12 protein-coding genes and 1 tRNA gene are annotated in these 12,995 nt (G+C 59.1%); 4 read left to right on the top strand and 9 right to left on the bottom strand.

The genetic code is table 11. The annotated features are described in order from the left end of the window. Positions 1–8: 8 nt before the first annotated feature. From ACR0I8_RS00615 to ACR0I8_RS00590, 6 genes are all read right to left on the bottom strand, one after another. Positions 9–82 (bottom strand) — tRNA-Gly (locus tag ACR0I8_RS00615). A 64-nt stretch (positions 83–146) separates the two neighbouring features. Beyond that, positions 147–974 (bottom strand): polyphosphate kinase, encoded by an 828-nt coding sequence (locus ACR0I8_RS00610; RefSeq protein ID WP_170373671.1) that lies wholly within the window; start codon positions 972–974, stop codon positions 147–149. Between the two features lie 126 nt (positions 975–1,100). Continuing rightward, positions 1,101–2,162 carry a methyltetrahydrofolate cobalamin methyltransferase gene (locus ACR0I8_RS00605; protein WP_170373670.1) on the bottom strand — a complete coding sequence of 354 codons (1,062 nt, stop codon included), beginning with the start codon at positions 2,160–2,162 and terminating at the stop codon, positions 1,101–1,103. A 9-nt stretch (positions 2,163–2,171) separates the two neighbouring features. Beyond that, positions 2,172–3,098: a methylenetetrahydrofolate reductase gene (locus tag ACR0I8_RS00600; protein WP_170641542.1), complete on the bottom strand. Its 927-nt coding sequence runs from the start codon at positions 3,096–3,098 to the stop codon at positions 2,172–2,174. A 26-nt stretch (positions 3,099–3,124) separates the two neighbouring features. Further along, positions 3,125–3,421, bottom strand: a complete 297-nt coding sequence (locus ACR0I8_RS00595; protein WP_170373668.1) for a virulence factor — start codon at positions 3,419–3,421, stop codon at positions 3,125–3,127. Positions 3,422–3,666: 245 nt separating this feature from the next. After that, positions 3,667–5,553, bottom strand: a complete 1,887-nt coding sequence (locus tag ACR0I8_RS00590; protein WP_170548817.1) for a PhoX family protein — start codon at positions 5,551–5,553, stop codon at positions 3,667–3,669. A gap of 180 nt (positions 5,554–5,733) precedes the next feature. On the opposite strand from ACR0I8_RS00590, the gene ACR0I8_RS00585 reads away from it, so the two are divergent. Both ACR0I8_RS00585 and ACR0I8_RS00580 read left to right on the top strand, forming a co-directional pair. Next, a complete protein-coding gene (locus tag ACR0I8_RS00585) occupies positions 5,734–6,846 on the top strand; it encodes a Ppx/GppA phosphatase family protein (RefSeq protein WP_170373666.1) in 1,113 nt (370 codons plus the stop codon). After that, complete coding sequence (locus ACR0I8_RS00580) at positions 6,846–7,568, top strand: RlmE family RNA methyltransferase (RefSeq protein WP_170373665.1); 723 nt, start codon at positions 6,846–6,848, stop codon at positions 7,566–7,568. The genes ACR0I8_RS00585 and ACR0I8_RS00580 overlap by 1 nt, the downstream gene beginning before the upstream one ends. Here ACR0I8_RS00580 and ACR0I8_RS00575 read toward each other — a convergent pair. The 3 genes from ACR0I8_RS00575 to ACR0I8_RS00565 all read right to left on the bottom strand — a co-directional run bounded on the left by ACR0I8_RS00575 (position 7,565) and on the right by ACR0I8_RS00565 (position 10,607). After that, entirely contained in the window at positions 7,565–7,753 is a 189-nt protein-coding gene (locus ACR0I8_RS00575) for a hypothetical protein (protein WP_170688634.1), read from the bottom strand. The two genes, ACR0I8_RS00580 and ACR0I8_RS00575, sit on opposite strands and share 4 nt — an antisense overlap. 101 nt (positions 7,754–7,854) lie before the next feature. Continuing rightward, positions 7,855–9,744: a cytochrome c3 family protein gene (locus ACR0I8_RS00570; RefSeq protein WP_170688633.1), complete on the bottom strand. Its 1,890-nt coding sequence runs from the start codon at positions 9,742–9,744 to the stop codon at positions 7,855–7,857. After that, a complete protein-coding gene (locus ACR0I8_RS00565) occupies positions 9,741–10,607 on the bottom strand; it encodes a YihY/virulence factor BrkB family protein (RefSeq protein WP_170688632.1) in 867 nt (288 codons plus the stop codon). The genes ACR0I8_RS00570 and ACR0I8_RS00565 overlap by 4 nt, the downstream gene beginning before the upstream one ends. Before the next feature lie 139 nt (positions 10,608–10,746). Here ACR0I8_RS00565 and ACR0I8_RS00560 point away from each other — a divergent pair, with 139 nt between their 5' ends. Both ACR0I8_RS00560 and ACR0I8_RS00555 read left to right on the top strand, forming a co-directional pair. After that, positions 10,747–11,832 (top strand): AI-2E family transporter, encoded by a 1,086-nt coding sequence (locus tag ACR0I8_RS00560; RefSeq protein WP_170638744.1) that lies wholly within the window; start codon positions 10,747–10,749, stop codon positions 11,830–11,832. A gap of 166 nt (positions 11,833–11,998) precedes the next feature. After that, positions 11,999–12,976: an AAA family ATPase gene (locus tag ACR0I8_RS00555; protein WP_170688631.1), complete on the top strand. Its 978-nt coding sequence runs from the start codon at positions 11,999–12,001 to the stop codon at positions 12,974–12,976. The last annotated feature ends 19 nt before the right edge of the window (positions 12,977–12,995 follow it).

Raw genomic sequence — 12,995 nt, 5'->3', positions numbered from 1 at the left:
ATTGAAGTTGGAGCGGGTAGCGGGAATCGAACCCGCGCGTTCAGCTTGGGAAGCTGACAGGCTACCATTACATCATACCCGCCGCGAAATTTGAGATACCATCGCCACCTGAGGAACTGCAAGCGCCTTTCGGTGAGGTTTATGGATTACTCTGTCCTCGCCCGCAGAGAGTCGATCAATGATTGGTCAACATCCAATGCCTCGCAAGCTGCGTCCAAAGTTCGTTTGTCCAAATGCTGTGGGTTTAGATCTATGTCCTTTGAGAACGCATCAACGATGGTTTGCATTGCCTTGATTCTCGCAGATTTTTTGTTGTTAGCCGGAATAACGTGCCACGGTGCAATCGCCGTTGACGTACGCGCCAGCATCTCATCGACGGCGATCCCGGCTTCGTCCCAACGCTCGCGATTGCGGAAATCCTCATAAGTTAGCTTCCAGCGTTTCAACGGGTTGCGCAGGCGTTCTGTGAAACGTGCCATCTGTTCGTCTTGTGAAATATGAAAGAACAGCTTTACGATCCGGGTGCCGTCATCAACGAGCATGCGCTCGAAATCGTTGATCTCTCGATATCCCGCCCGCCACCGTTTCTCCGGTGTGAATTTCTCGATCCGTTCCACCAGAACACGCCCGTACCAACTTCGGTCAAAGGCCGAGATTGCACCTTCTGGCGGCAAACGTTCCCAAAACCGCAGCAGATAGTGGCGATTGAGATAGTAGTTGCGCGGTGCGCCGATCGGCCAGACTTTGAAGCTGCGCGGATCAAGCGCCTGGCTGATACGGCGGATCGTGCCACCTTTGCCAGCGGCATCCCAGCCTTCAAAGACGATTACGCCCTTGGTTCCATGGAATAGAAAAGCTTGCTGAATACGCGCCAGTTTCGCCTGCAGATCGATCAGCTTGTCGAAATAGTCCTTCTTGCCCAACTTCTCACTCAGGTCCGCGTCGGCCAGTTTTGGTGGGTGATGTTTGGACATGAAAGCACCTGATCGTTGCGGAAAAGACCACCCCAGTCTCTACGATATCACGCTTGATGCATTGATCAGGGTCAAACGAAAAAGGCCGGGCGCAGGGCCCGGCCTTTGATCTGATAGTTCAGATAATCAAGCGCGACGGCGACGGCCACCGCCGCGACGACCGCCTGCTCCCCCGGCCGCAGCCGCTTCTTCAGGCGATTTGTTGAACTTAATCCATGCGCCGCCGTGCGGGTCGTTGTTGGTCAGAAGGTTGGCGGCACGGATGGCCTCCATCTCCTTGCCGGCACGCGGCTGGGTCGAGCCCAGACCGAACATCTGAACAAAGGCCTCATCGTCCATGCCTTCGGGCAGGATGATACCAGCTGCGGCAACGGCTTCTTTCTTCTCAGCGATTTTCTTCTGCGTCGTCGGCAGAGCAACCGGGTTCATGATCGCGGACGTCATGCCCGCACCCATTGCCATCGGCAGGAACGCGTTGTTGATGCCGTGGCGGTTCGGCAGACCGAACGAGATGTTGGATGCACCACACGTGGTGTTCACGCCCAGTTCCTCACGCAGACGACGGACCAGAGCGAAGACCTGTTGGCCAGCAGTTGCCATCGCGCCGATCGGCATAACCAGCGGGTCAACCACGATGTCATGCGCTGGGATGCCGAAATCGGCAGCGCGCTCAACGATTTTCTTGGCCACGTCGAAACGCACATCGGGGTCTTCCGAGATGCCGGTATCGTCGTTCGAGATCGCAACAACCGGAACGTTGTATTTCTTGACCAGCGGCAGAACCAGCTCCAGTCGCTCTTCTTCGCCGGTGACCGAGTTCAGCAGCGGACGGCCTTCAGCCGCCTCGAGACCGGCCTCCAGCGCACCGGGAACCGACGAGTCGATGCAGAGCGGGACGTCAACCAGACCCTGAACCAGCTCAACGATTTGGCGCATCAGCGGCGGCTCGGTCTCGTTCGGGTTGGGGTTCGAATTGTAGACAACGCCTGCGTTGATATCCAGAACGGTCGCGCCAGCGGCGACCTGCGCCAGGGCGTCTTTCTCAACGGTTGAAAAGTCGCCTGCCTCAAGCTCAGCGGCCAGTTTCTTGCGGCCCGTGGGGTTGATCCGCTCGCCAATCACGCAGAACGGTTCGTCAAAGCCAAGAACGGCGGTTTTTGTTTTTGATTCTACGACTGTACGGGTCATGTCCGTTCCTTAAGCGTTGGCCGGCTTCGCCGAAGCGCCGCCGTTGTTGATGGCCCAGTTGGCGTTGGTCTTGATGCCGCCAAGGGGGAAGAAGTGTACATTGGTGATGTTGAAATCCGGGTTTGCCGCTTTGTATTCGGCCAGCTCGGTGATCACATCGTTCGGCTCGTAAGGCAGCAGCAGCTTGGAGACATCCATGGCGCGTTTTTGCAGAACTTTCAGTGATGGGCCAACACCACAGGCGATGGCGAACTTGATCAGGGTCTGCAACTTGGCAGGGCCTGCGATACCGATATGAACCGGGATGTCGATCCCCGCCTCTTTCAGCCCGTTCGCCCATTCGATGATCGGTTTTGCGTCGAACGCAAACTGAGTGGCCAGCGCCATCTCGGCGTCGGTGGTTTCGCTGAATTTCTGTTTCCAGCGCAGCGCGTCGTCTACGTTCTTGGTCGAGCCGTCCGGGTCAATGTCCTTGTTACCCTCGGGGTGACCGGCAACGTGCAGGCGCTTGAAACCGGCTTTGTCGAACAGGCCAGACTCCAACAGTTGCATCGAGCTGTCGAAATCACCGTACGGCTTGGCCACGCCACCAGCCAGCAGCAGCGCCTGATCAACGCCCGCTTCGCCCTGATACATCGAGATCCAGTTCTCCAGCGTCGCGGCATCCTTGATGATACGCGCGGGGAAGTGCGGCATGACCGGGTAACCTTCGGCGGCGATGCGCTTGGCGGTTTTCACCATATCTTCGATCGGCGTGCCCTCGATATGGGCGATGTAGACACGGGTGCCTTCGGGCAGCAACGCGCGGAAATCTTCGACCTTTTCGGCGGTGCGCGGCATTACCTCGATCGAGTAGCCCTGCAGAAAGGCTTCGACGGTCGGATTTACAGGGCCGTTTTCGGCGGCATCACGTTTCTTGAAGTTCAGCAAAGCCATTGCGGCCTCCCATATAGATTTCGGGCTCATGCCCAACCGTCATTCGCGATCAGTGCCTTGATGCGGTCCTGATCGTATTCCGTTTCCAGACGCACAGCCTGCGCTTCGGCAATCTCGGACGGGTCGCCCTCAACCGCGAAAGGCTCGGCCTTACGCCATTCGGCCAGGTAGGCATCACTGTCCTTGGCATTCACCTTCATGGCGGCGCGGTCGATGGCCTGTTCAAACCGTTCTTCCAACTGCCGCTTTGCGCCACGACGGCCTTTGCCGACGATGACCTGAGCGGGAATGTCGCGCCAGTACACGATGGTGACGTCAGGCATAGCTGTGATTCCTCCTAACCAATGGGGCGGTTCTAAACGTCTATATTGGGCTAAGGAGGTCGGTTTTCGACACCCAGCGCCTTCCAAGCGACCTTTTTGCCTATGACGGTGTACAGTCGTTTTAGCCGGGTTTCACACAAAACCAGATATCAAAACTTTCAACGCTTGTATGAGGATGGCTCAACACAAGCAAAAACCCCGGGCGGGAATACCGTCCGGGGCTTGTTTTTAAGGCGTTTTTGGCCTTAGCCGACCAAACCACCATCGTCGCGCGTGACCGCGATGATAGCCGAGCGTGGCACGGCATCGCCGCCTTCGGGCCAGTGGCTGTTGCCGTCCTCACCGGGGTGCTGGACGCCCACGAACATGGTGCGGCGATCCGGCGACCAGCTGAGGCCGGTGATCTCACACTCATTCGGGCCGACCAGGAAGCGGCGGATTTCGCCGGTGACCGGGTCACCTGCCAGCATCTGGTTGTTGCCCTGACCTTCGAAATCACCTTCGTTGCCATAGTTGCCGTCGGTCTGGATCCACAGCAGGCCGTTGCTGTCGAATTTCAGACCATCGGGTGAGTTGAACATGTTCTCGGCATTTACGTTGTCCGACCCGCCATAGGTGTCCTGATGGACATTCGGGTTGCCCGCCAGCACATACAGATCCCAGGCAAAGCCGGACGCGGTATGATCGCCACCTTCGGGGCGCCAGCGTACGATCTGGCCATAGTTGTTGGCCTCGCGAGGGTTCGGACCGTTGACCGAGGTGTCATCCCCACCGGCATTCGGCTTGACGCCCCGGTTCTTGTTGTTGGTCAGACAGCAATAGACCTCGGCTACGTTCGGGTTGGCAGCCACCCACTCGGGGCGGTCCATGGTGGTCGCGCCCACAGCAGACGCGCCCTGGCGGGTGTGGATGCTGACTTCGGCCTGTGAGGCCAAACCGGTTGTCTCGGGCGTCAGGTCCAGCCATTCACCGGTACCGTCATCGTTGAATTTTGCAACCGACAGCGTGCCGTTTTCCAGCAGCGCGTTGGTATCGACGCCAGCCGCATAGACACCGTCCGACACGAAGCGGTACAAGAACTCGCCGCGCTCATCATCGCCCATGTAGACAACAACGCGACCGTCATTATTGACCACAGATTCGGCATTTTCGTGCTTGAAACGGCCCAGAGCGGTCAGTTTGCGCGGGGTCGAGGTCGGGTCGGTAGGGTCGATCTCAACCACGTAACCGGCGCGGTTCGGTTCATTGGGGTTCTTCGAGACGTCAAAACGCTCGTCGATCTTGGCCCAGCCATAGCCCCAATCCTTGGATGAGACGCCATAGCGTTTAAGCTCGGCGCTGACTTCGTGGGCTTCGTCTTCCGCCGAGAAGTAGCCGTTGAAGTTTTCTTCACAGGCCAGATAGGTGCCCCAAGGCGTCATACCGTTGCCGCAGTTGTTCCACGTCCCTTTGGAGGTCGTGCCGGTCGGATCAGCGGCGGTTTTCATCAGGTCGTGGCCCGCAGCGGGCCCGGTGATGGTCATATCGGTCTGCGGCGTGATGCGGCGGTTATACGGGCTATCCTTGACGATGCCCCATTTGCCGTCGGTATTGGCAATCTCGACCACTGTCACACCATGGGCCATCATGCCCTTGGCAACATCATCGTCCGAAGCCGCTTTGGCGTCCGGATTGTTGCCCCAAAGGATATCGCGGTTGGTATATTCGTTGTTGACGACCAGCAGAACGTGACCGTCATGGAAGAAAACGTCCTGACCGTCGGTGTTGTCGCCAAAGGCGCGTTCCTGGCTGGCGGCAGTGCCACGGGTCGCAGGATCGAATTCAGGCGCGTCGGACCACAGCGGGTCCCCCCAGCGTACCATGACTTCGGCCTTGTAGCCTGCGGGCACGACCACCTCATCGGCAGTTGAAACCGGAATCGCCTCGAACGAGAACCGATCAGCTGACGCGCGCGCACCCGTAGGCAGAAGCGAGCCGCCTACTGCGGTAAAGCTGCCCATGGCCAAAACGCCCCCAAGAAAGCCACGTCGCGACAAGGCGCGCTCGACCACGCGGTCGAATTCACATTCTTCGGGGCGCGGATTTACGACTTCATCAAATTCGTCGAAGGACAGGGTGCGCTCATCTTTCATGGCAGTCTCCGTATCTGGCTGTAAGCTTGTAGAGAATCCCGAAATGGGGATCGGCACGGGAATTGCATTTCAGTATGAACGCTGTGTGACACTCACGTTAAATTCAAAATTGAAATCACTTGCGCGTCGGCGAGACCCCGCCTAGGGTCAACTTAACTCGAAAATCGGAGGGCGTTACGAATGGCGCCCAAGCGTCCCAAAGGTGCGGGCGCGTTCCCGAAGGCGGTCGAAAGCCCCGCGCCGGCAAGACCCGATCCAGATGCACTCTATGCGGCGTTGGATCTGGGGACAAATAGCTGCCGCATGTTGATAGCCCAACCCAAGGGGAGTGGGTTCCATGTGGTAGACAGTTTCTCCAAATCCGTGCAGTTGGGCGCGGGTTTGGAACGCACGGGACGGTTGTCTCGGGCATCAATGTCGCGCACCGTTCAGGCGCTGCGAATCTGTCAGCAGAAACTGAAGCGAAACAAGGTCAAACGGATGCGTCTGGTCGCAACCGAGGCCTGTCGGCGCGCTAAGAACTCACGCGATTTCATCCGGCAGGTGCGGCGTGAAACCGGCCTGAACCTTGAGATCATCCAGCCCGAGGAAGAGGCCCGTCTGGCCGTCATCTCCTGCGCGCCGCTGGTGTCGACCAAGACCGAGCAGTTGCTGGTCGTGGATATTGGCGGCGGCTCGACCGAACTGGTCTGGATTGACATCTCATCGGTTCCGCGCCGCGATCGGCCAGCGGCGATCATGCGCCTGCATAACGGCTTTCACACCGCCGACAGCCCCTTCCCGGCCGCCAAGGTCGTGGACTGGATCAGCGTCCCGCTGGGCGTCGCAACCTTGCGTGACCAGTTTCATGACGTCGAGGATGACTCGGCCCGGTTTGCCCTCATGAGCTGGTTTTTCGAGGAAAATCTCGCCGATTTCGCCCCCTACAAGGACGAACAGACCCGAGCGGGTTTCCAGATCGTCGGCACCAGCGGTACCGTAACAACCGTTGCGGCCTCCCATCTGGGCCTGAAGCGCTATGACCGGACCAAGGTGGACGGTTTGCGCATGACCAGCGATCAGATTGACAAAGTCATACGCGGGTATTTAGAACTCGGCCCTCACGGGCGACGCCGGGACCCTCGGATTGGGGATGACCGGCAGGCCCTGATCATGTCCGGCTCGGCCATTTTGCAGGCCCTTTTGCGTTGCTGGCCCACCGACCGCCTGTCTGTGGCGGACCGGGGGCTGCGTGAAGGTCTGCTCTATGCGCAGATGAGTGCGGACGGCGTATTGGAAGACGGACCGTTCTGATGGCGAAGACACCGAGTGGAAAAAACACTTCAGGCCGCGGGCAACGCGACCTGAAGGTCAAGGTGAAGACGGCGCGTGGGCGCAAGCTCAGCTCGACCCGGTGGCTCGAGCGGCAGCTGAACGACCCTTATGTCAAACGCGCGAATGCGGAAGGGTATCGCGGGCGGGCGGCATTCAAGATCCTCGAACTGGATGACAAGTTCCGCTTTCTGGTCCCCGGTGCGCGCGTCGTCGATCTGGGCTGTGCCCCCGGTGGCTGGCTGCAGGTCGCCGTCAAGCGTGTGAATGCACTGGGCGAGAAAAGCGGCAAGCGTATCGGCACTGTTCTGGGTGTTGACCTGCAAGAGGTTGAACCGGTTGCAGGCGCGACGGCCCATGTGCTGGATTTCATGGAAGATGACGCGGACCTCAAGGTCAAAGAATGGCTGGGCGGTAAGGCAGACGTTGTGATGTCGGACATGGCCGCCGCGTCCTCGGGTCACAAGCAGACCGACCATTTGCGGATCATGGCCCTGTGCGAAACCGCCGCTTACTTTGCCTTCGATGTGCTGGAGGACGGCGGCACCTTTGTGGCCAAGGTTCTGGCAGGCGGCGCCGAGGGCGATTTGCAAAAGCTGCTCAAGCAGAAGTTCGAAAAAGTGGCAAACGTCAAACCGCCTGCATCGCGTTCGGACAGTTCCGAGAAGTTCGTGGTTGCGACCGGATTCCGAGGCGGCGCCTAGTCCTCAAGTACGATCTGACCAGCCAACCGCTGTTCTCGCAGCGACGCGGCTGCGATGCCTTGCAGCATCAGCCCCTCACCATGATTCAGGTCAACCGGCTTGCGTTCCCGAAGCTCCGCGATCCGCAGATCCGATGAGACCTGCCTGCCCCGTAACGCAAGCTGTTTCAAAACATGTTCCGACATGTGACACCTATTACGACCCGTTGGCCTGACACCCTCGGACACAGGTCTAGCGGTCAAATCTGCCGGGATGATGGCGCGAAACGGGCGCGCAAGGGCCGTTCTTATGGCCCGAGTTGCCGGGACAGCTCTTGCAGGTTCGGATCATTGGGAATGCGCTGCAAGCCCTCCTGCACGACCTCACGCGCGGCCTGCGGCCCGCGATTGATCTGCGCCAGCTGCACCAGCATCGGCCAGGCTTCCAAACGCTGAGGGTCGAGGGTCACAACCTCGCGAAAGGCACGCTCGGCTGCTGGAGCGTTGCGGAAGGTCAGTGCCATTCCGCCTAGCACCATATGGGTTTCAGGGAAATCCAGACGGTTTGCGATTGCCCCTTGCCACTCGGCGGTGGCTTGCCCTGCCAAGATCCGCTGTTTCTCGGTCATCGCCTCGGGCGGGATTGTCAGGACCTCTTTTGCCGCCGAAATCCGAACGTTGCGCAGCGGGTCCGAAAGCAATGGTTCCAACCGCTGCACCTGATCGCGGGGAGAGGCCTGGCGCTGCAACGTCACAGCGTTGGCCCGAACCAGCGGGTCGGTATCCGTCAGCAACTCCGCCGTGGCGTCGGCCACCTGACGCGAGCCGTAGGGCTGCAGGAGATACGCCGCTGTTGCGCGCACGATCCCGGCCTGAGACGGATCGTTGGCAATCGCCAGCAGCCCTTCGGGACTGTCCGCCTGCCCCGCCATTGCCGGAGCGAACACCGAACCGAAATGCGGGCCGCGATGGGTTGAGGTCGGAAACCAGCCCTCGATCTGCACCGCGGCCCATGGCTGGTCTTTGTCGGTGTGGCAATCGGTGCAGGCATCCTGCCCAAGCCCCAGATCAGGGCGCGGCACACGAAAACTGTGATCCCGCCGACCGTCGACGCCCATGTAGACACGCTCGATCATGTGGCAGGTCTTGCATTGCGCACCTGCGCTGTATTCGGGGTGGTGGTGATGATCAGGGGTGTCATAGTCCTTGCGGGCCAGAGTTGGGAAATCCGGATTGCCCGCCGGAGAATGGCATTGCGTACAGACCCCGTTGCCCTCAGCCCTCAGCGTTGCGCTATGGGGTTCGTGGCAGTTCATGCAGCCCACGCCCTGTGCATACATCTTGGATTGCAGGAAGGACCCGTAAACATAGACCTCATCAAGAATCTGGCCGTCGGGGTGATAGGCCCCCGGTCGCAGCAGCGCGAGATTAAAAGCGTCGTGATAGGGCGTTCCGGGCAGAGGGTTGCCCTGCGCATGCGCCTCGCGCCGGGAATGGCAGCCAGCGCATTGCTGAATTTCTGCCTCGGTCTGGCCTTTGCCCCATGACATCGCGAAACCGGCCTCGCCTACCCCTTCGGGCAATATACGGCCATTGACCCAGTCGATATGCGCCGAACCGGGGCCGTGGCAGGCCTCACACCCGACGCCGATCTCAGCCTGGCGAGACTGGTAGCTGCGGGTTTGCGCGTCGTAGTTTTTTTCAAAGCCGGTTGCGTGGCATTCGGCGCAGCGGGCGTTCCAGTTCTTGTAGGGCCCGGTCCAGTGCAGCCCGTCATCGGGCGGCAAATCCTGATCCGGATAGAGGTGATACCAGCGTTCGTTTTCCGTGTCCCAGACCACGTCGAAACTCTGCAATCGACCGGGATCGGTTTCGAACAGGTATTGCTGCAAGGGTTCTATGCCGACGACAGAGTGGACGTCATATTCGGTCATCACACCGTCTTTTTCAGTGACCTGAGCGGTTGGGACCTCGCCGCTATGGTCGAACAGGACCGACATGCCGTCATGCTGAAAACGGGTCCCATCAAAATCGGCAACCATCTTTCCTGCCCCGACCTCGGTCCAGGCCAGCGCGTGGTGAGAGGTTGCCCAGGCCTCGGCCTCCTCCACGTGACAGTCAGTGCATTGATCCGAACCGACATAGGACTGCGCGTTGGCGGCCCCGGCCAATGCAACAAAGAGCAAAACCCACCTCATGCCGAAGCGCTTTCTTGGTCGCGCTGCAAATCCATCAGGGCTCCGTTATACTCGGCACCCAGGATCAGGATCGCCGCGCACAGGTATAGAAAAATCAACGCCGCCATGGCTCCTGCCAACCCGGCATAGGTGGCGCTGTAGCTGGCGAACTGGCCGATATAGATGGAAAACCCCCACCCTCCGGCCCCCAGCAGAACAAGGGTCAGCACAACGCCGGGCAAGATCTGCGTCACCCGATGGCGACCGGTCGGAAGGATCAGATGCGCCAGCAGGATCGTGCCCGCCGGAACCGCAATGGTGAAGGTCCAGCGCAGGCGGTCCACCGACAACCAGTTCGAGACATCTACATCCGTATGCTCGGACACGAGCTGAGTATAGACGGGCAAGACAACCTCGACCGCAGCAATGATCAGGATCGCGGCACCGCCCAGAATAACCAGGCCAATGCACAGCAGCCGCGTTTTCCAGAACGGCCAGCTGTCCTGATCATGATAGGCCTGATTCATTGCCGCCCGCACCGCCGCGACTCCGTTTGAGGCGAAATAGACCGCCAGCAGACCACCGATGGTAATCACGCCCGAGCTGGAGCTTTGCAACACCGCGCGCAACTCGGAGACGATCGGTTCAGCCACATCTTGTGGCCATGCGCCGAAAATCAGCTCGATCAATTCGTCGTTCACATAGCCCTGAGACAAGGCGCCCGCCAGCGCCACGGTAAACAGAACAAAGGGAAAAAGCGCCATCATCATCGACATGGCGACATGGCTGCTCATGACAAAGCCGTTCTTCTCGCCAAAGCGCCGAACGGCCAGGAAAAACGCCTTTATCAAACGGCTTGATATGGGATTCGCAGCACTGGACATAGGGAACTCTACCCTGCGCATCTTACGGGTAGAAGCCACCCAAGCGGAAAATCAATCATATAAATAATTGAGCGCATTGCATAAACTCTTTGCCCTGTGCAGGATCGCATCAAGCACCTTGTCCCAATTAGGTTTGCACATGCCTCTGGACCCGAACACAACCACGGACGTACCCCGCGCCACACTGCCTGTGGTGCGTGACACCTGTATTGTCGCAACCCTTTTGGTTTTGGGGCTATACGCCGGGGCCGCGTTCCTGATCCCGCTGACCATGGCCCTTCTGGTCAACGTGCTGATCATCGCGCTGAGCGACCGGATCGCAGCCCTGACACGTGTCCCCGTCTGGCTCGCCAACGTAGCCGGTGTCACCGTGGTTCTGGCTGGCCTGTTCATGATCATGTATATCCTCGGCAGTCAGGCCACCCAGTTTGCCCGCACCGTCGGCACCTATGAGGAGCAATTCGACAATGCCGTGAACCGCGTCGCCGGATTGGTGGGCAGCGACGTTACTCGCTTTATCCGGGACAATCTGGTCAGCATCGACATGTCCTACGTCGCCCGCATCCTGCTGGGCAGCGCGACATCCCTGTTAAACCAGTTCTTCCTGATCAGCCTCTATGTAGCGTTTCTGATGGCCGAGCGTTTAGCGTTTCGAAAGAAAATCCAGATGGCCGCCGGCAACCCACAAACTGGTCGAGAATTCGCGGCCATGCTGGATGCGATCTCGATCAGTCTGCAACGTTATGTCGGCGTCAAAACCCTGATCAGCCTAATCACGGCTGGCATCAGCTACAGCATTTTTCGCTTGCTGGGCCTTGAGTATGCCGAGACATGGGCGGTGCTGACCTTTGCGCTGAACTTCATCCCCTCGATCGGGTCGATCATTGCCGTCATCTTCCCGGCGATGATCGCTCTGGTTCAATTTGAAAGCATCGCGCCGTTTCTGGTGGTGGTCCTGGGCTGCGGCACCATCCAGTTCCTGATCGGCAATTTCCTCGATCCGGCGTTGCTGGGCCGGTCGCTGAACATGTCGACTTTTCTGGTCATCCTTGCCCTGATGTTCTGGACCACCGTATGGGGCTTGATCGGAGCCTTCCTGAGCGTTCCCCTAACGGTCTGTATCCTAATCGTCTTCAGCCACATCCCCGCGCTGAGGCCCGTCGCGATCCTCATGTCTCTGGATGGCAGGCTTGGGGATGCCAGTAGCGACGCGGTTTCCAGCTAATTCCGGCGACCCGCGAAAACAATCAAATATAAGGAAGTCGGAATTCCTGTTGGTCTGCGTGGTATCGCGCTGATAACATGTTCTCATTACTTGAAAATCCCGAATCCGGGTCCCTGCAGGTACTAGGCTGCACGGCCTGCCTTTCGGGCCGGAACGGGATATTTTTATGAGCGCACTCAATCAGATCATGGATCTCAGATCCCGCATGGCGCAGTCGATCATTGGACAGACCGAGGTGATTAATCGCCTGTTGATCGGTCTTCTGGCCAACGGCAACCTGCTGATCGAAGGGTTGCCGGGACTGGCAAAAACGCGCGCGGTCAAGGCCATGGCCAAGAACATGGACGCTCAGTTCAGCCGTATCCAGTTTACGCCGGACCTGCTACCTTCGGACGTGACCGGGACCGAGATTTATCAGCAAACGGACAAAGGCAGCGAATTCAAATTCGAACCCGGCCCGATATTCGCCAACATCGTCCTCGCCGACGAAATCAACCGTGCACCCGCCAAAGTGCAAGCCGCTCTGCTTGAGGCGATGGAAGAACGCCAGGTCACAGTTTCCGGCACAACCCACAAGATGGAGCCGCTGTTCATCGTCATGGCCACCCAGAACCCGATCGAGCAAGAGGGCACTTACCCTCTGCCCGAGGCGCAGATGGACCGGTTTCTGATGCATGTGCAGATCACCTACCCTCCGGTCGAGGATGAGGTTGAGGTCATCCGTCTGGTGCGCGGTGAGGACATCGCCGCAGGCAAAGCTGCACCCGAGGAGCGTCCGCCAGCGATCCCGCAGGATGCCATCTTTGACGCCCGTACCGAGATCGGACAGATTCACGTCTCAGACGCGATGGATCGCTATATGGCCGATATCGTGCAGGCTACCCGCACGCCCGAGGCGCTCAGTCCCGAGCTGGCCAGTTGGATCGAGATCGGCGCCAGCCCCCGCGCCTCGCTTGCGTTGGACAAATGCGGGCGCACGCATGCGTGGATGAACGAACGCGATTATGTCGACCCCGCAGATATCCGCGCCATTGCCCATGATGTGCTGCGCCATCGCGTGACCCTCAGCTTCGAGGCGCAAGGATCCGGCAAATCCGCAGATGACGTGATCGCCGAGCTGTTACGTTTGGTTGCATTGCCCTGACCCTTAAGGATACCGGCTG

This window comes from Ruegeria sp. BG9, assembly GCF_056538305.1.
This window is presented reverse-complemented; position numbering and strand designations above follow the sequence as displayed.

Excerpts from the sequence above, each read along its gene's own strand:
- ACR0I8_RS00585 (WP_170373666.1), top strand. The coding sequence starts at position 5,734 with ATGGCGCCCAAGCGTCCCAAAGGTGCGGGCGCGTTCCCGAAGGCGGTC.
- ACR0I8_RS00570 (WP_170688633.1), bottom strand. The coding sequence starts at position 9,744 with ATGAGGTGGGTTTTGCTCTTTGTTGCATTGGCCGGGGCCGCCAACGCG.
- ACR0I8_RS00600 (WP_170641542.1), bottom strand. The coding sequence starts at position 3,098 with ATGGCTTTGCTGAACTTCAAGAAACGTGATGCCGCCGAAAACGGCCCT.
- ACR0I8_RS00595 (WP_170373668.1), bottom strand. The coding sequence starts at position 3,421 with ATGCCTGACGTCACCATCGTGTACTGGCGCGACATTCCCGCTCAGGTC.
- ACR0I8_RS00560 (WP_170638744.1), top strand. The coding sequence starts at position 10,747 with ATGCCTCTGGACCCGAACACAACCACGGACGTACCCCGCGCCACACTG.
- ACR0I8_RS00590 (WP_170548817.1), bottom strand. The coding sequence starts at position 5,553 with ATGAAAGATGAGCGCACCCTGTCCTTCGACGAATTTGATGAAGTCGTA.
- ACR0I8_RS00565 (WP_170688632.1), bottom strand. The coding sequence starts at position 10,607 with ATGTCCAGTGCTGCGAATCCCATATCAAGCCGTTTGATAAAGGCGTTT.
- ACR0I8_RS00610 (WP_170373671.1), bottom strand. The coding sequence starts at position 974 with ATGTCCAAACATCACCCACCAAAACTGGCCGACGCGGACCTGAGTGAG.
- ACR0I8_RS00605 (WP_170373670.1), bottom strand. The coding sequence starts at position 2,162 with ATGACCCGTACAGTCGTAGAATCAAAAACAAAAACCGCCGTTCTTGGC.
- ACR0I8_RS00555 (WP_170688631.1), top strand. The coding sequence starts at position 11,999 with ATGAGCGCACTCAATCAGATCATGGATCTCAGATCCCGCATGGCGCAG.
- ACR0I8_RS00580 (WP_170373665.1), top strand. The coding sequence starts at position 6,846 with ATGGCGAAGACACCGAGTGGAAAAAACACTTCAGGCCGCGGGCAACGC.
- ACR0I8_RS00575 (WP_170688634.1), bottom strand. The coding sequence starts at position 7,753 with ATGTCGGAACATGTTTTGAAACAGCTTGCGTTACGGGGCAGGCAGGTC.